Genomic DNA, 17779 nt, shown 5'->3' with positions numbered 1-17779 from the left:
TTCAATAAACCGTTCCAGTTTTATGTTGATCACATCCTCGCTTTTTATTTTGGGGAATCGGGAGAAAACCTGCAAATTGCTTTTGACCCAGAACATGAGGTTTTTATAAATCTTACTGCTTATTTTCAAAATGTTTTTGTCGTATTTTGTATGATTCTGTAGTCTCCATTATACAGTAATTATACCTTCCGCTATTATGAAAGCGTTTAACGCCCCCTTAGCCTTCGTTTTGATACACCTCAGTCCTTTAAGAAAAAAATCAGTGAGGAGGAATTCGATGAAAGAATTGATAAAAGAGCACCAGAAAGACATAAACCCGGCGTTACAGCTTCATGATTGGGTTGAATACTATCGCCCTTTTGCCGCCAATGGACAAAGCGCAAACTATATCCCCGCTTTAGGAAAAGTCAATGATTCACAGCTCGGCATCTGTGTATTGGAGCCTGATGGAACGATGATACACGCCGGCGACTGGAACGTCTCTTTTACCATGCAAAGCATTTCAAAAGTGATTAGCTTTATTGCCGCCTGCATGAGCCGCGGCATTCCCTATGTGCTTGACCGCGTAGATGTCGAGCCGACAGGTGACGCCTTTAATTCAATCATTCGGCTCGAAATCAACAAGCCGGGAAAGCCCTTCAATCCCATGATCAACGCGGGTGCCCTCACCATCGCTTCGATCCTTCCCGGAGAATCTGCATACGAAAAGCTCGAGTTTCTTTACTCGGTGATGGAAACTTTGATAGGAAAACGGCCAAGAATTCATGAAGAAGTATTCCGTTCTGAATGGGAAACCGCCCACCGCAACAGAGCGCTGGCCTACTATTTAAAAGAAACAAACTTTTTAGAAGCTGAAGTAGAAGAAACACTTGAGGTGTACTTGAAGCAATGCGCTATGGAGAGCACTACAGAAGATATTGCGTTGATCGGCCTGATCCTTGCTCATGACGGGTATCATCCGATTCGACACGAGCAGGTGATTCCAAAAGATGTGGCAAAATTGGCCAAGGCATTAATGCTGACGTGCGGCATGTACAACGCTTCAGGCAAATATGCGGCGTTTGTCGGCGTGCCGGCCAAAAGCGGCGTCTCCGGCGGCATCATGGCGCTGGTGCCTCCAAGCGCCAGAAGAGAACAGCCTTTTCAATCCGGATGCGGCATCGGCATTTACGGGCCTGCCATTGATGAATACGGCAACAGCCTCACTGGCGGTATGCTGCTGAAGCATATGGCGCAGGAATGGGAGCTCAGCATTTTTTAAACATGAAAAAAGAGGTGATTCTATGCAGCAAATCCTAGAACATATCGTCGGTATTGCAAATGATCTTTTGTGGTCAAAGCTATTAATTGTTTTGCTCCTTTCTTTTGGAATCTATTTTACGTTCAGGCTTAAGTTTTTACAGGTTCGCATGCTGAAAGAAATGGTCAGGGTATTAAGAGAAGGTGCTGCTTCCCGGTCAAAAAACAGCATTTCTCCGTTTCAAGCCTTTTGCATCAGCATGGCGGCCCGTGTCGGAACGGGAAATATTACGGGCATTGCTATCGCCATTGCACTCGGCGGGCCCGGTGCAATCTTCTGGATGTGGATTATCGCCATTATCGGATCAGCATCCAGCTTTGTGGAAAGCACACTGGCTCAGATTTATAAAGTAAAAGATGTAAACGGCTTCCGCGGCGGGCCGGCGTATTACATGGAAAAAGGGCTGAACAAAAGGTGGATGGGCGCGCTGTTCGCTGTGTTAATCACCTTATCGTTCGGTATCGTCTTCAACTCGGTTCAATCCAATACAGTCAGCCTTGCCTTTGAAAACGCGTTTGGCACAAACCGCCTGACATTGGGACTCATTTTAATTGCTGTATTCGGCACGATTATTTTTGGCGGAGTCAAGCGCATTGCAAAGCTGGCTGAATCCATTGTCGTCGTATTGGCTGTCCTGTATATCGGAGTTGCGTTTTTCGTCATTTTCTCCAACATTACGCAGCTGCCAGGTGTGCTTGCGCTAATCGTGAAAAATGCGTTTGGTTTTGACCAGGCCGCCGGCGGGGCTTTGGGCGCGGCACTCATGCAAGGCGTCAGACGGGGAATCTTTTCAAACGAAGCGGGAATGGGAAGCGCACCAAATGCCGCTGCCACCGCCACAACAAGCCATCCCGTCAAACAGGGGCTGATCCAAGCTTTTGGTGTACTGACAGATACACTGGTCATTTGTACAAGCACCGCTTTTATCATTCTGTTTTCGGATGCCTATCATACTCCGGGTCTGAGCGGAATCGCCTTGACACAAGCCTCCCTCAGCTCCCATGTCGGATCATGGGCATCAGGCTTTCTCGCGATTCTGATTTTGTTATTCGGATTCTGTGCTCTAATTGGAAACTATTATTATGGCGAAACCAATATCGGCTTTTTGAACAAAAGCAAAAAACTGATTTTTGTCTACCGTATCGGCGTGCTGGCAATGATCGTGTTTGGCTGTGTTGCCAAAGTCCAGCTCGTCTGGGATCTTGCTGATTTGTTCATGGGTTTGATGGTCATCGTGAATTTAATCGCGATTTTCTTACTATCAAAGGTCGTTTTTACGGCGCTGAAAGACTATACACGCCAGAAAAAAGCAGGCAAGGATCCGGTCTTTTATAAAGATGTGCTCAAAAACCATAATGGCATTGAGTGCTGGCCGGTTTCAGACACAAAGACTGACACGCACAACAAACAAATATCATAAGAAAAGGGTGTTCAGACATATGGGCTGAACACCTTTCTCTTTTTGCGTTTATTGACAAACACGTAAGCCTCCATTACGATTTTCATATCTTTTTCAAAAAAATCTGAAAGAAGGCATCGGTACATTCTATGAATCCTATCCAACACATATTAGATACATACCCGCTTATTGTGCTAGACGGCGCCATGGCGACCGAGCTTGAACGCAAGGGCTGTAATTTGAATGACAGTCTGTGGTCGGCAAAAATCCTGATGGAAGAGCCGGAGCTGATTAAACAAGTTCATACTGATTATTTTGCGGCAGGCGCCGATTGTGCAATCACCGCCAGCTATCAGTCTACATTTGAAGGCTTTGCCGCACGCGGGCTGAGCGAAGCGGAAGCACGCCGGCTCATCGAGTTGTCCGTCAGCATCGCAGCTGAAGCACGTGATGAATTTTGGTCGCTTGAAGAGAACCGTTTGAATCGGCCAAAACCGATCATTGCGGCTTCTATAGGCCCTTATGGCGCTTATCTTGCAGACGGGTCTGAGTATCGCGGCAACTACGCAATATCAGAAGATGAACTGATTGAATTTCATCGCCCCCGGATGAAGGCGCTGATTGAAGCCGGAGCTGATGTATTGGCATGCGAAACGATTCCGTGTCTGACTGAAGCCAAAGCGATTGTTCGGCTGTTGAAGGAATTTCCTGAAACGTATGCATGGATCAGCTTCAGTGCTAAAGACGGCTTGCATATCAGTGACGGAACACCTGCAGCTGACTGCGCATCGTGGCTTGATGAACACCGCCAAATTGCAGCACTCGGCATCAACTGCACGCCGCTTCAGCATATCCCTTCCTTGATAGAGGAGTTAAAAAAGAACACGTCAAAACCGATCATTGTCTACCCGAATTCAGGTGAGCAATATGATCCGGAAACAAAAACGTGGAACGGCGCAGCATGCGCAGAATCTTACGGGGCGAGCGCCCGCACCTGGCATGAAAAAGGAGCGAGGCTGATTGGCGGCTGCTGCCGGACAAAACCCGAAAATATTCAAGAAATTGCGGCTTGGGCCCGCTCTTTAAAAACAACTTGACTTATCGGAATAGTTTGTATATTCTAACTTAAAGCCGGTTCGCCGGAGTCTCGTGTCACTTTCTGACATGAGATTTTTTATTAGGAAGGAAATAAATCGCTGATAGAAAGTTGGAAAAAGATGAACTCTGCCCACAACAAGAATGAGACAACCTTTCAGAGAAGTATGAAAAGCCGGCACCTCTTTATGCTTTCCTTGGGAGGTGTCATCGGAACCGGGCTGTTTTTAAGCTCAGGTTATACCATTCAGCAAGCAGGCCCGGCCGGAACGATACTCGCCTACTTAGTCGGGGCCGGCATCGTCTATCTGGTCATGCTATGCCTCGGTGAGCTGTCAGTCGCCATGCCTGTGACCGGCGCCTTTCACACCTATGCAGCCAAATACATAGGGCCGGGCACCGGATTTACGGTCGCTTGGCTGTATTGGCTGACATGGACCGTGGCATTGGGATCAGAATTCACAGCAGCCGGCCTGTTAATGCAGCGCTGGTTCCCCCATACATCGGTTTGGATGTGGAGTGCCGTCTTTGCGCTGTTCATCTTCTTGCTTAACGCATTTTCGGTCAAGTTTTTCGCTGAATCAGAATTTTGGTTTTCCAGCATCAAAGTATTAGCCATTGTATTATTTATTCTTTTAGGCGGCTCTGCCATGTTCGGCATCATCCCGATCAAAGGCGGAGAAGCCGCTCCGATGCTGTCCAACTTCACGGCGGAAGGCGGGCTTTTTCCCAATGGATTTGTCCCGATTTTGATGACGATGCTGTCCGTCAATTTTGCCTTTTCGGGAACGGAACTAATCGGAATCGCAGCCGGTGAAAGCGTTGATCCTGACAAGACGATACCAAAAGCGATAAAAACAACGGTCTGGCGTCTCTCGCTCTTCTTTGTCGGAACAATTTTTGTGCTGTCAGGGCTGATTCCGATTCAAGATGCAGGTGTCATCAAAAGCCCGTTTGTCGCTGTCTTTGACAGAGTCGGTGTACCATACGCAGCCGATATCATGAACTTTGTTATCCTGACAGCGATCCTGTCAGCGGCTAATTCCGGACTCTACGCTTCTTCCCGGATGCTGTGGTCTTTATCAAAAGAAAAAACGCTTCATCCGACATTTGCAAAGCTGACGTCAAAAGGAACCCCTTTTAACGCGCTGGTGTTCAGCATGATCGGCGGCATTCTGTCGTTGCTGTCCAGCGTATTTGCGCCAGACACTGTATACGTTGTGCTCGTGTCGATTTCCGGTTTTGCCGTCGTTGTCGTGTGGATGGGAATCGCTGCTTCTCAATTCATGTTCAGAAAACGTTATATCGAAGCGGGAAACAAGGTTACTGATTTGAAATACAGAACCCCTTTGTATCCGTTCGTGCCGATTGCTGCGTTCCTGTTATGCCTGGCTTCCGTCGTTGGCATTGCCTTTGATCCGAATCAAAGAATCGCACTCTATTGCGGCGTTCCATTTATGGCCATTTGCTATGCAATATATTATGTAAAAAACCGCAAAAGCCAGCCGGCTGCTGATATGACTCATTCAAAATAAAAAGAACCTGCCTCCGGGCAGGTTCTTTTTCGATTTTCACACTTCCACTGTCCAGTTAAACGGGCCTTTTACCTTGCCAAGCTGAATATCTGTTATCGTTTCATACAGCTTTTTCGAGAGGTCCCCGATTTGCCCGTCGCCTACAATCACCGTTTTTCCATGGATGTTGAGTTCACCGACAGGCGTAACGACTGCTGCCGTGCCTGTGCCAAAGACCTCTGTCAATTCTCCGCGTGCAGAGGCCGCATACACCTCATCAATCGATATTCTCTCTTCACGAACCGGAATGCCCCAGCTTCGAATCAATTCAATCGCAGACGCACGTGTAACCCCGCTTAAAATGCTTCCGCTTAAAGCAGGTGTGACAGCTTCCCCGTTTATGACGAAAAAGATGTTCATGCTCCCTACTTCTTCCACATATTTCTTTTCGATGGCGTCCAGCCACAGTACCTGGTCATAGCCCAGTTCATTCGCTTTCCGCTGTGCCTGAAGACTGGCGGCATAGTTTCCAGCCGTTTTTGCAAACCCGACTCCTCCGTTGACCGCCCTCACATACTCATCTTCGACATAGATTCTAACCGGCTTCAGCTGATCGTCGCCATAATAGGAGCCGACAGGCGAAAGCACGATCATAAATGTATAGCTCCTGGATGCCTTCACACCGAGACTCGGTTCTGTGGCAATGACAAAAGGACGAATATACAGTGACGTTCCTTTTTCCTTTGGAACCCAATCTTTCTCCAGCTCAACTAATTGCGTCAATGCCTCAAGCACCAGCTCTTCGTCTAAAGGGGGCATGCTCATGCGCTCACACGATCTGTTCAGCCGTTTGATATTTTGATCCGGACGGAACAGCAGCACCCTGCCGTCGTCTGTTCTGTATGCTTTTAATCCTTCAAAAACAGCCTGGCCGTAATGAAAAACAGATGAAGACGGATCAAGCGTAAGCGGTGCGTACGGCGCAATTCTCGGATGATGCCATCCAATCCCCTCTTCGTAGTCCATCACAAACATATAATCTGTAAAATATTGTCCAAACCCCAAGGAAGACGGGTCGGGCTTTTCCTTATAATATACAGTTTTTTCTCGTTCAATAAGCTTATTCAATCTAATCAGCACACCTTTCACATAATTGTTTAAATATTCAGTCTTTTTAAAGCTGCAAAAAGTATACAGCCTTTCCTTTAATAATACGCCGCTTCACACCTATAAATTTCAGAATATTCTTTAGGATCATCAGCTATTATACACCACATTCATTGTCAGATGAAGCTGAAATTAAAGAAAACAGCCAGTTTTATTCTGGCTGTTTGATTTAGAGCGCTAAACAAAGGACGACAATGTGGCAAATCAGCAAAATATACACTGCGAATACAAATTGCCAATTGATCTTCCGCGCCCATGCAAACACCACCATCAAAACAGGCAGCATCACAGTCCCCGCCAGCTTGTTAACCGTCAGATCCGGACTGTTCGCAACATCATAATGAATCGGCATCTGCGTCGGCAGAAAAGGGTAAAATACAATTGAAAGGATGAATGCAGCAATCACTGCTCCCCACAGCACTTTTCCATTCGTAAATAAAAACATAGAACCACCATTCCCTTCTTAAAACACATTGCTTTATGAATGATATGACTGTTCTACGGTGAATTTCGTTCGGTCTCCCCGTGTAATAATTTGCGCATATTCCACCACTTCTTCATTTTTATCATAGGTAAGGGATTCTGATAAAAACGCAGGCGCTCCGACATTGGTTAATAAGTGTCCGCTGATCGTTTCATCCGTTAAAATCGGTTCGATCGATTCCGTGCCCCTGCTGATTTCAATATTGTATTTTGTCCTTAACAATTCAAACAGCGAGCCGGTGCATTCCTCCTGCGCCAGCCCCGGTGCCGCCTTCCAGGGAATATATGAGGTATGATACTGCAAAGGTTCCCCCTCGGCGTATCTGACTCTGACAAGCTTGTTGACAGGTTCATTCTCTTTCATTTTCAAAAGCTCGGCGATGGAATGATCGGCAGGAATCACCACAAGCTCAAGCACTTTTGATTCAGAACGAAGTCCTCTCATTTGTTCTGCAAAGCTCGTAATCTTATGCGGAATCGGCGTTTGTATTTTGGCCGCCGATACAAATGTCCCTTTTCCTTGAATTCTTTTAATATATCCCTCAAGCTCTAGCTGCTGCAGAGCCAGTCTCACAGTTGTTCTGCTGACATCATATTGTTCGCAAAACTCACTCTCCGTCGGCAGCTGATCATTCGCCTGATATTTGCCCGATTTAATTAACTCAATGATTTTAAACTTGATAACAGAATATAAAGCTGTCATTTCATTCTCCCCATTCTGTATGCAATCCGTTCTTTTTCATTGAGACCATAATACCATTTGCCCTCCCAATATGAAAGATTTGTATCCTTCTTTTATAACAAATTTTCAGAAATTAATATTGACAGTTTGATAAGGGCGGTGCTAAATTCGTAATGACAAGTATCATAAATTGGTCATAACAAATATGGTGCTTGTCTATCTCTTTGAGGGGGTGTCACATGAAGATTCTGATCGCCGAGCACTACGAAGAACTCTGTAAGTTAAGCGCTGCCATTATTAAAGAACAAATACAAGCTAAGAAAGATGCCGTTCTCGGCCTGGCAACAGGAAGCACACCGGTCGGCTTGTATAAGCAGTTGATTTCAGACTATCAGGCAGGCGAAATTGATTTTTCAAAGGTTACTACATTTAATTTGGATGAATATGCTGGTCTCTCTCCATCTCATCCGCAAAGTTATAACCATTTTATGCATGAGCATCTTTTTCAGCATATCAATATGCAGCCTGATCATATTCATATCCCGCAAGGAGACAATCCGCAGCTTGAGGCGGCATGCAAAGTATACGAGGATCTCATCCGCCAGGCGGGAGGCATTGATGTCCAAATTCTCGGCATCGGCGCCAATGGCCATATCGGTTTTAATGAACCGGGATCTGATTTTGAAGACCGGACACGTGTTGTGAAGCTCTCGGAAAGCACGATACAGGCAAATGCCAGATTCTTCGGCGGCGATCCGGTGCTGGTTCCGAGACTCGCGATTTCAATGGGCATTAAAACCATCATGGAATTCAGCAAACATATTGTGCTTTTAGCAAGCGGCGAGGAAAAAGCAGACGCCATTCAAAAGATGGCTGAAGGTCCTGTCACGACAGATGTACCAGCCTCCATTCTTCAAAAACACAATCATGTAACCGTTATCGCCGATTATAAAGCAGCTCAAAAATTAAAGAGTGCATCATTCTCATAACACAATAAAAGGAGACTGTCATGTTTAAAAAGGCATTTCAAATTCTGCAGCAGCTTGGCCGCGCGTTGATGACTCCGGTTGCCGTCCTGCCGGCAGCAGGTCTTTTGCTCCGTTTCGGAGACAAGGATTTACTGAACATCCCTATTATAAAGGATGCGGGCGGCGTTGTATTCGATAACCTTCCGCTGATTTTCGCCGTGGGGGTCGCGATCGGATTAGCCGGCGGAGAAGGTGTAGCCGGACTTGCCGCTGTCATCGGATACTTAATTTTAACCGTCACCCTCGACAATATGGGAAAATTACTCGGCCTTCAGCCTCCGTATGAAGGAGCCGAGCACCTGATTGATATGGGGGTTTTCGGAGGAATCATTATCGGGCTTCTCGCCGCCTATTTATATAAGCGATTTTCATCAATCGAGCTGCATCCGGTCCTTGGATTTTTCTCTGGAAAACGCTTTGTCCCGATCATTACTTCCGTCAGTTCATTGGTGATCGGCGTCATTTTCTCATTCGTTTGGCCGCTGATCCAAAACGGAATTAACGCAGCCAGCAGTTTAATTGCCGATTCAACAGTCGGCCTGTTCTTTTATGCAACGATCTATCGTTTGCTGATTCCTTTTGGCCTGCATCATATTTTTTATACGCCTTTCTATTTTATGATGGGAGAATACACAGACCCATCAACAGGCAACACCGTAACCGGCGACCTGACAAGGTTTTTCGCGGGAGACCCGACAGCCGGGCGCTTTATGATGGGGGATTTCCCTTACATGATTTTCTGTCTGCCGGCCGTTGCTCTTGCCATTATCCATACCGCGCGTCCGGAAAAGAAAAAAATGATCTCCGGCGTGATGATTTCTGCGGCGCTCACATCTATGCTGACCGGAATTACAGAACCGGTTGAGTTTTCTTTCTTGTTCGTTGCGCCCGTGCTCTATTTGATTAACTCTATTCTTGCCGGCGTCATCTTTGTCGTTTGTGATTTATTCCATGTCCGCCACGGCTATACGTTCTCAGGCGGAGGAATTGACTACGTCTTGAACTACGGACTGTCTACAAACGGCTGGGTTGTCATTCCTGTCGGGATCGTGTTTGCTTTCATTTATTATTATTTGTTCCGATTTGCGATTCTGAAATGGAATTTGAAAACGCCCGGCCGTGAGACAGATGAAGACGGTCAGAATGAGGAGAAAGCTCCAGTTGCAAAAGACCAGCTTGCCTTTCACGTGCTGCAGGCCTTGGGCGGACAGCAAAATATCGCTAACCTGGATGCATGTATCACAAGGCTTCGTGTGACCGTTCATCAGCCAAGCCAAGTCTGCAAGGATGAATTAAAACGGCTTGGTGCAGTAGGTGTGCTGGAGGTCAACAACAACTTCCAGGCAATATTCGGAACCAAGTCCGATGCCTTAAAAGACGACATCAAAACAATCATGGCCGGAGGCGTCCCTGCCACCGCCGCCGCGCTGGACACGGTAACTGACAAACCGCTGAAGCCCGATTCCGATGAGACCTTTATTTATCCGATTAAAGGAGAAACAGTCTCTTTAGGGGATGTGCCTGATCAGGTCTTTTCAGAAAAAATGATGGGCGAGGGATTTGCGATTATACCATCAGAAGGAAAAGTCGTTGCACCTGCGGACGGCGAGATCGTCTCGATTTTTCCGACAAAACACGCCATCGGCTTTATGAGCGCCGGCGGCACTGAAATCCTGATTCATGTCGGCATCGATACCGTCAAACTGAATGGGGAAGGCTTTGAAGCACATGTCACAAGCGGACAAGCCGTCAAACAAGGCGAACTGCTTCTCACCTTTGATCTCAATTACATCAAGCAGCATGCCGCTTCAGCCATAACACCGGTTATTTTCACAAATACCTCTGAAGAAGATCTAAAGCACATTCAAATGAAGTAAAAAAGTCCCCCCTGCTGCGGGGGACTTTTTCGCCAACATAATGAAAGCGCTGTCAAAATAAAATAACTTGAAAAAAGGTGTTTGCATTTGAATCACGAATGATATGAATATGCCTACATTCTATCGTTCTAAAGGGGGATTCATTTGAAAAAATTAATCGCGTTTCAAATTTTAATCGCTTTGGCTGTCGGCGCGGTGATCGGCCACTTTTTTCCTGATTTCGGGATGGCACTGAGGCCTGTCGGAGATGGATTTATCCGCCTGATTAAAATGATTGTTGTGCCGATTGTATTTTCTACCATTGTCATTGGAGCCGCAGGAAGCGGAAGCATGAAAAAAATGGGCAGTCTCGGCATCAAGACGATCATTTGGTTCGAAGTGATTACAACGTTGGTATTAGGGCTTGGACTTTTATTAGCGAATGTCTTAAAACCAGGTGTCGGGCTTGACCTCTCCCATTTGGCAAAAAAAGATATTCATGAACTTTCCGGCTACACAGACAAAGTTGTTGATTTCAAGCAAATGATCCTGGATATTATCCCTACAAACATTATTGATGTCATGGCCAGAAATGATTTGCTTGCCGTTATTTTCTTCGCCATTTTATTTGGTGTCGCCGCAGCTGGTATCGGCAAAGCTTCTGAACCAGTAATGAAGTTTTTTGAATCTACAGCTCAGATTATGTTCAAGCTCACGCAAATCGTCATGGTCACTGCTCCTATCGGCGTGTTAGCCCTGATGGCTGCTTCTGTAGGCCAATATGGCATTGAACTCCTCCTCCCTATGTTTAAGCTGGTTGGCACCGTATTCCTTGGCCTGTTCCTGATCCTCTTTGTCCTCTTTCCGCTTGTCGGTCTCATCTTTCAGATTAAGTATTTCGAAGTATTGAAAATGATATGGGATCTGTTTTTAATTGCATTTTCCACCACAAGCACTGAAACCATTCTCCCTCAGCTGATGGATAGAATGGAGAAATACGGCTGTCCCAAACGAGTGGTATCATTTGTCGTTCCCTCCGGCTTGTCATTGAACTGTGACGGCTCCAGCTTATATTTATCGGTTTCTTGTATCTTTCTCGCACAGGCCTTTCAAGTAGACATGACATTGTCCCAGCAGCTGCTCATGATGCTTGTGCTTGTGATGACCAGTAAAGGCATTGCAGCTGTACCCTCAGGATCGCTTGTAGTTCTTCTGGCGACTGCCAATGCTGTAGGACTGCCGGCTGAAGGCGTTGCCATTATCGCGGGTGTTGACCGCGTCATGGACATGGCGAGAACAGGCGTGAACGTACCGGGACATGCGATCGCCTGTATCGTGGTATCAAAATGGGAAAAGGCCTTCCGCCAAAAAGAATGGGTTTCCGCAAACAGCCAAACTGAAAGCATATAGAAAAAAAGAACACCTCAATACGAGGTGTTCTTTTTTTATTCAGCAGCAGCGTGATCTTCTGTTTCAATCGCTGCCAGTCTTGCGTTTACTTCTTCTTCTGTCATATTATGCTCTTTCACATACAGGTTTCTTGGGTTCGTGCGGCATTCGTGGCTGCAGCTGCGCATATATTTATACTCATTTTCCGGTGTGCATATCATTTTTTTATTGCAAGATGGATTTGCGCAGTTCACATAACGCTCACACGGTTCTCCTGTAAAGTAGTCCTTGCCGACAATCACATGCTCGACACGGTTGACAGGCACGCTGATTCTTTCATCAAATACGTAGCACTGGCCGTCCCAAAGCTTGCCTTGCACCTCTGGATCTTTTCCGTATGTCACGATTCCGCCATCAAGCTGAGCTACATCTTCAAAGCCTTGCTTCACCAGCCATCCTGAGAACTTTTCACAGCGCACGCCGCCTGTACAGTACGTTAAAATCTTTTTGCCTTCAAGCATATCTTTGTGCTCTTCAATCCATTCAGGTAATTCACGGAAGGCTTCGATGTCAGGACGGACCGCACCTCTGAAATGGCCAAGGTCATACTCGTAATCGTTACGCGCGTCGATGACAATTGTGTTTGGATCCTGCATCTTCTCATAAAATTCTGCAGGCTTCAAATGCTGGCCTGTTGTTTCGTTCGGATCGACATCATCTTCAAGACGAAGCGTTACAAGCTCTTTTTTATGGCGGACGAAGATTTTTTTGAAGGCATGGCCTTCTGCTTCATCAATTTTAAATACCATGTCCGCAAAGCGAGGATCAGCTTTCATTGTTTCCATATATTTTTCAGTCTGTTCAACCGTACCTGATACCGTACCGTTAATTCCTTCAGAAGAAACAAGGATACGGCCTAACAAACCAAGCTCCTTACAAAAAGCCAGATGCTGCTCTCTAAACGCCTCTGGATCTTCAATCGGAACATATTTATAGTAAAGTAATACTCTGTATTGTTTTTCCATGTTTTAAACACCCTGTTCAATTATAGTTAGTTGCTATGCACACTCTTACTATATCATACAGGAAAATGCCGCAAAGATGAACAGATCCGCCCAGACTGATAAAAATATCCAAGCTCTTACAAACCTAAGCAGCACAAGGGTTTATTAATAACAAATAGTATTTTCCATTAACTCACTAATAAAAGTAGTTGTCTGAAAACTATTTTTGTAGTTCCTCTTCAAAAGATAAATTTACCGGTTCATCTAAAAGTTCTCCCGGCATTTCAAGGTTTGTTGAAGGAACGCTCTCATCTACCTCTTCAAAAACAACATGATCCATCCACACCTGACCCGGCCCAGATAATTGAACGCCAAAAGATATCACAGCGCTATTTTCTGGGACATCTAAAACGATAGCATAATGATTCCAATTGGTTGTTCCGGTAATAGGTCTGTTGCTCATATTATCAAATTGGAGAACATCATCAGCAGCACTGTCAACCCGCATCCAAAGTGAGGCAAAATGCTGCACCCCCTTTGTTTTGATAAAACTTGATAGACGAAGCCTTTTTCCTAGATAGCGATCTGCTTTGAATTGCTGCATCATCGTCGCAAATTCACCGATATCCTGAACCATCGTTGACTTTAAATACCCTGAAGCTTTTCCCTGATGTACATTTTCCCGGTCAATCCCCATTTCGAATTGGAACGGATGGCTCCCGCTCAATACCCAGCCTTTCATTTTTTTCTCCATGTAAGATTCCTCCTTTTTTGAAGTAAAGCGTTTCATAAATGTTCGGTATGCTCCTGGCGGCATGTGATACATCTTTTTGAACGTCCTCGTAAATGCTTCTTGAGATTCAAACTGATAATACAAAGCAATATCGATAATACGATGATCTGTATAAAGCAAAGCTGCCGCCGCATTCGCAAGACGTCTTAACCGAATATAAGAAGCAACCGACATGCCGACTTCTTTTTGAAAAATCCGATGAAAATGGAATTTTGAAAAGCTTGAAACGTTAACAATATCCTCGTTTGATATTTGCTCATGTAAATGTGATTCAATCCAATTGATTGTTTTCTGGACAGCTTTTTCATAATACATTGCACGCTCCAATCTCCTTTCTGTTTTAGAATAATGGATCACGGATTATATGTTTTGATTATTTTTGCGATATGTAAAAATCCCCTGTTTACCACAGGGGACACCGCTCACTTGATAATGACAGAGGGCGTGATATGCTCCAGCCAAATGACACCGTCATATTGTTCCTTCAGGATCATCTGCTCTTCCATGTACCCCCAATAGAGCGCAGTCCGCGGGGTATACATCCACGAAGTGCCTTTCTTGTTTTTTGTATGGAGAAAATCAACAAAAACAGCCGGTCGGTCCGCCGCTTTCAGCAAAGCTTCAAGGCTCCCAGACGGCGGCGGGCTTGTAACCGGCTTAACAGTCTTATTATCGGAGCTATCAAGACTCGCACCTGAGTAAGCATAAATGCCAATCGTATATGTTTGTTTTTTCAGCCGCTCCGGCAAATAATCACCCATGTTAGGGCCGTTTAGCTGTACCCAGTCCTTTATCATCTTCGTATTCTGTTTGCGTAGATGGTAATTGTGGCCCCAGACAATGATTTTCTTTTTCGGATAAAGGGTGTCGGCTACCCACTGAAATTGTTCAGCCATCATGCGGTCTCTCATAAAGAATGAAAAATCCTCAATATTCTCCGGATACTCCTCTAGTTTTTCTTTCATTTCTTCCAGCATATATGTTTCCATTACGTCAATTCTCAGCTGAAGAGAATGCATAAACATCTCATAAGCTTTCGGCTCTTTTGGAAGGTTTTCTTTTAGCTCTGAAGCATGTGTTTTAGTGAACTTGATCAGCTTCTGATAGTTTTTCACAAGCTTTTCCTTCTTTTGCGAAAATTCATCAAACGTATTGCTGTCTGTCACTAATGTTGAAAAATCATTTTCTGATTGGGAGAGCAACTCTGCTTTCTCAGGGTCCACCGCTTTTACCCATTGAGTCGCAGCTACATTGAATGAATTCTTCATGCTTTGAATATCAAAACCGGTAAGGATCAGCGGATCGCCTTTCTCTTTTTGCTCTTTCATGTAATCAAACAATTCGACGACATCTTCTGTGTGCCATACAGCGTAAATGGAGTTTTTCATCGTGCTTTTAGGGGTTAATTGGTCCATATTAAGGTAGGATGCATTTGTATCAGGAAAGCCGGATTCAAAGGCCAATACATCGTATCCCAGCTCTTCGTGGAGGTATTTGATCATTCTGACCTTTGTGGCATTGATTTCGCCAGCACCGTGTGTGGTTTCTCCTAACTGAACGATTCGTTTTCCCTTCAGCACCTTTTTTAGAAATCGAAGGTCTTTGTTTGAAGCATTGGAAGCATCCAGAGGCTGTGCATGTCGTTCAATCCAGTGATCCCAATATTTTTCTTCAGAAGCAGCACGGGCTGAGGCTGAAAAAGAAGAAAACGCCAGACAAACGATCAGCAGCGGCAGGGTCATTCTCACTATCATTCGTTTCAATTCTATCTCTCCTTTTCTGCTAGGTTCTCTAGTCATTACGAGATAGATATAGAAAAAGTTTCCTTTTCCTGCCAACAAAAAAAAGCTTCTCTGTTGAAAGAAGCTTTAGCTGGATTCTCTCATCACCTGATGAAAGTAAAACCGATACGTATTTTGTAAAAATGTCTCAACCGGAAGCTGCACATCCGCTTGGTATTTGCTGATGATGAATGGAAACCGCTCGATTCCTTTTTCGCGCAAATTGTTCGCTTGTTCATCATCCATTACTTTCTCTTGCAAAACCGCTTCAACGATCGGCCAGCACACTTCTCGCACTTGCCGCAGGACGGCTTCATCTCCGGTGTTCTGATAATCTGTAATCCAGCTGATGATTTGTTTCTCCATGAATCTCACCTTTCTTCAAAAAAAGAGGCGCTGCGTTTATGCAAGCTCCTCTTTTTATTCTTCGTAACCTATCAGTTCTCCGACTTGGACTTCTTGGCCTTCTGCTAAATGGGCGGACGGCTGGAACGCGTCTTTTTCAAAAACCAAAATGACGGTTGAGCCAAATGAAAAGTATCCCAGCTCCTCGCCGATCTCCAATTCAGTACGGGTATTCGTCTGCACGATAGAATTAATATTCATCGCGCCGACAGGAATCATCAGGACATTTCGGCTGCCGCTATTCAGCTCGTACACAAACCGATAATTTTTCGACAGCACATCTTTCCCGTATTTTAAGCCTAGTTGATTTACCGGGTATGAGCGATTTCCGAGCTCGGCCAGCTTTTGATACCTGCAGCTGATCGGAGAATGGAAACGGTGATAATGCCTCGGGCTTAAATACAGCACGACGAAATATCCGCCGTTGTATTGATGGTCTGCGCTTTTACAGCCGGTCAGCTCAGCGAATGAGTAATCTTTTCCCTTCACCGTAAAGGTTTGATTCGGGTTGATGATTCCTACCGTCTGAACCACACCGTCAACAGGGCTGACCACCGCATGCGCCTCTTTTGACACAGGGCGCCGCTCCAGATTTATTTGTCGAATGAACAATTCGGACAGCGATCCGTAATCAGCAGCCGTACCGTCCACATCATCCCAATTCAGCCGAAAATGTTTTGAGAAAAGCGGAATGACCGGTTTGCTGATTTTCGACTCGCAAAATCCTTTAATCAGATAGGATGACAGACGATGATTCGTCAGCTCTATCAATGATCGATACAGAATCTTTACAGCCGTATTAAACATGAATAATCCCTATAACCCTTCCGATTGTAATAAAAACAAAGCACCATAAAAAGGCGCCGATTGCAGCAAACGCAACATACGTTTTCAGATCCATTTTGCCGATCCCCGAAAAGTAGCACGTCACATGTCTGACGCCGGGAATAAAATAACCTAAAATAAGAGAATATGGACCGTATTTCTTCATCCATTTTTCCACTTTCATCATTCTTTTTTCTTTTAAGCCGACCCACTTGCCGTACTTGTCGATAAACGGGCGTCCGGCTTTTCTGCCAATCATGTAGCTGATCAGCATACCTAACAAAGCCCCGACAAAACTAATCAATATCGAAAGCTCATAATTCAATACATCGGTATGCGTGAAATAGCCAACAACGGTCATCATCACTTCATCTGGAATCGGCAATCCTACAATTCCTAATACCAGCATCAAAAAAATAGCGAGATAACCGTAATCCGCTATGAGCTGCTGAACTAATTCCATCTCCCAGACTCCAGGTTTTCTGCCGCATGTTTTTTAAAATGAGGGAATTTTATTTTACTCACCATCAAATATGAGAGTCCGCAAGTGCCGATTGCCAGAAGGATCGGGTTATAGGTGAAGCTTAGAATAACGAGACACATGCCCGCAAACGGAATCGGCATACCGATAAACGTCGGGAGCTTGCTTTGTTCAATGTTAAATTTAGAGAGGCGAAGCATTCCGCAAATGCTGTACGTCAATGCGCATAAGATCCCGATAAATGGCAGGGTATACAACGCGACACTGTAAGCAAGCATAGAAGGAGCCACCCCAAACGTAACCAGATCGGCAAACGAATCCAGTTCTCTCCCCATATCAGAAACGGCATTCAGCTTACGAGCAGCCATCCCGTCAAAGAAATCAAGGAACATGCCTGTAAAAATAAAAAGCACTGCTGAATGAATGTTGTGATATAGCAAGGAATGAATCGCCAGCAATCCGCAAATGAAGTTTCCTATCGTAATCATACAGGGGATGTAATTCACAGTGTAACCAAACCTCCAATTGTAAAACCATCTATATTATTTGACGATAGTGATCGAATAGCGTTACAGGA

17 protein-coding genes are annotated in these 17779 nt (G+C 45.1%); 7 read left to right on the top strand and 10 right to left on the bottom strand.

Features of this window, described 5'->3' with window-relative positions; translation table 11 throughout:
* The first annotated feature begins 277 nt into the window (after positions 1-277).
* The 4 genes from glsA (at position 278) to ybgF (ending at position 5329) form a co-directional block, all read left to right on the top strand.
* Complete coding sequence (gene glsA / locus BSU_02430) at positions 278-1261, top strand: glutaminase (protein NP_388125.1); 984 nt, start codon at positions 278-280, stop codon at positions 1259-1261.
* 22 nt (positions 1262-1283) lie between these two features.
* Positions 1284-2720 (top strand): glutamine transporter, encoded by a 1437-nt coding sequence (gene glnT, locus BSU_02420; protein ID NP_388124.2) that lies wholly within the window; start codon positions 1284-1286, stop codon positions 2718-2720.
* Between the two features lie 128 nt (positions 2721-2848).
* A complete protein-coding gene (gene ybgG, locus BSU_02410) occupies positions 2849-3796 on the top strand; it encodes a homocysteine methylase using (R,S)AdoMet (protein ID NP_388123.1) in 948 nt (315 codons plus the stop codon).
* A 120-nt stretch (positions 3797-3916) separates the two neighbouring features.
* Entirely contained in the window at positions 3917-5329 is a 1413-nt protein-coding gene (ybgF, locus tag BSU_02400; protein ID NP_388122.1) for a putative aminoacid permease, read from the top strand.
* 36 nt (positions 5330-5365) lie between these two features.
* Here the strand turns inward: ybgF and ilvE are convergent, their stop codons facing one another.
* The 3 genes from ilvE to gamR form a co-directional block, all read right to left on the bottom strand.
* Positions 5366-6436, bottom strand: a complete 1071-nt coding sequence (ilvE, locus tag BSU_02390; protein ID NP_388121.1) for an isoleucine-valine aminotransferase / aromatic amino acid aminotransferase — start codon at positions 6434-6436, stop codon at positions 5366-5368.
* 208 nt (positions 6437-6644) lie between these two features.
* Positions 6645-6920 carry a conserved protein of unknown function (B. subtilis-specific) gene (gene ybgB / locus BSU_02380; RefSeq protein NP_388120.1) on the bottom strand — a complete coding sequence of 92 codons (276 nt, stop codon included), beginning with the start codon at positions 6918-6920 and terminating at the stop codon, positions 6645-6647.
* A gap of 33 nt (positions 6921-6953) precedes the next feature.
* Positions 6954-7661 carry a transcriptional regulator-GlcN6P (GntR family) gene (gene gamR, locus BSU_02370; RefSeq protein ID NP_388119.1) on the bottom strand — a complete coding sequence of 236 codons (708 nt, stop codon included), beginning with the start codon at positions 7659-7661 and terminating at the stop codon, positions 6954-6956.
* A 218-nt stretch (positions 7662-7879) separates the two neighbouring features.
* On the opposite strand from gamR, the gene gamA reads away from it, so the two are divergent.
* From gamA to gltP, 3 genes are all read left to right on the top strand, one after another.
* Positions 7880-8629: a glucosamine-6-phosphate deaminase gene (gene gamA, locus BSU_02360; protein NP_388118.1), complete on the top strand. Its 750-nt coding sequence runs from the start codon at positions 7880-7882 to the stop codon at positions 8627-8629.
* Positions 8630-8649: 20 nt separating this feature from the next.
* Entirely contained in the window at positions 8650-10545 is a 1896-nt protein-coding gene (gamP, locus tag BSU_02350) for a phosphotransferase system (PTS) glucosamine-specific enzyme IICBA component (protein NP_388117.1), read from the top strand.
* 144 nt (positions 10546-10689) lie between these two features.
* Positions 10690-11934: a proton/glutamate symport protein gene (gene gltP / locus BSU_02340; protein NP_388116.1), complete on the top strand. Its 1245-nt coding sequence runs from the start codon at positions 10690-10692 to the stop codon at positions 11932-11934.
* Between the two features lie 35 nt (positions 11935-11969).
* Here the strand turns inward: gltP and ybfQ are convergent, their stop codons facing one another.
* The 7 genes from ybfQ to pssA all read right to left on the bottom strand — a co-directional run bounded on the left by ybfQ (position 11970) and on the right by pssA (position 17708).
* Positions 11970-12938, bottom strand: coding sequence for a putative enzyme with rhodanese domain (ybfQ, locus tag BSU_02330; protein NP_388115.1), 969 nt, complete (start codon positions 12936-12938; stop codon positions 11970-11972).
* A gap of 199 nt (positions 12939-13137) precedes the next feature.
* The gene (ybfP, locus tag BSU_02320) at positions 13138-14025 is read right to left on the bottom strand and encodes a putative transcriptional regulator (AraC/XylS family) (protein ID NP_388114.1); all 888 of its coding nucleotides are present in this window, start codon (positions 14023-14025) and stop codon (positions 13138-13140) included.
* Positions 14026-14132: 107 nt separating this feature from the next.
* Entirely contained in the window at positions 14133-15473 is a 1341-nt protein-coding gene (gene ybfO, locus BSU_02310; protein ID NP_388113.1) for a putative exported hydrolase, read from the bottom strand.
* A gap of 105 nt (positions 15474-15578) precedes the next feature.
* The gene (ybfN, locus tag BSU_02300) at positions 15579-15857 is read right to left on the bottom strand and encodes a hypothetical protein (RefSeq protein NP_388112.1); all 279 of its coding nucleotides are present in this window, start codon (positions 15855-15857) and stop codon (positions 15579-15581) included.
* A 54-nt stretch (positions 15858-15911) separates the two neighbouring features.
* Entirely contained in the window at positions 15912-16703 is a 792-nt protein-coding gene (gene psd, locus BSU_02290) for a phosphatidylserine decarboxylase; 32 kDa precursor processed into a 29 kDa protein (RefSeq protein ID NP_388111.1), read from the bottom strand.
* A complete protein-coding gene (gene ybfM, locus BSU_02280) occupies positions 16696-17184 on the bottom strand; it encodes a putative membrane phosphatase (RefSeq protein ID NP_388110.1) in 489 nt (162 codons plus the stop codon). The genes psd and ybfM overlap by 8 nt, the downstream gene beginning before the upstream one ends.
* Positions 17175-17708, bottom strand: a complete 534-nt coding sequence (pssA, locus tag BSU_02270) for a phosphatidylserine synthase (protein ID NP_388109.1) — start codon at positions 17706-17708, stop codon at positions 17175-17177. Before pssA ends, ybfM begins: the two co-directional genes overlap by 10 nt.
* Positions 17709-17779: the final 71 nt, after the last annotated feature.

The organism is Bacillus subtilis subsp. subtilis str. 168 (assembly GCF_000009045.1).
GTDB lineage: Bacteria > Bacillota > Bacilli > Bacillales > Bacillaceae > Bacillus > Bacillus subtilis.
This window is presented reverse-complemented; position numbering and strand designations above follow the sequence as displayed.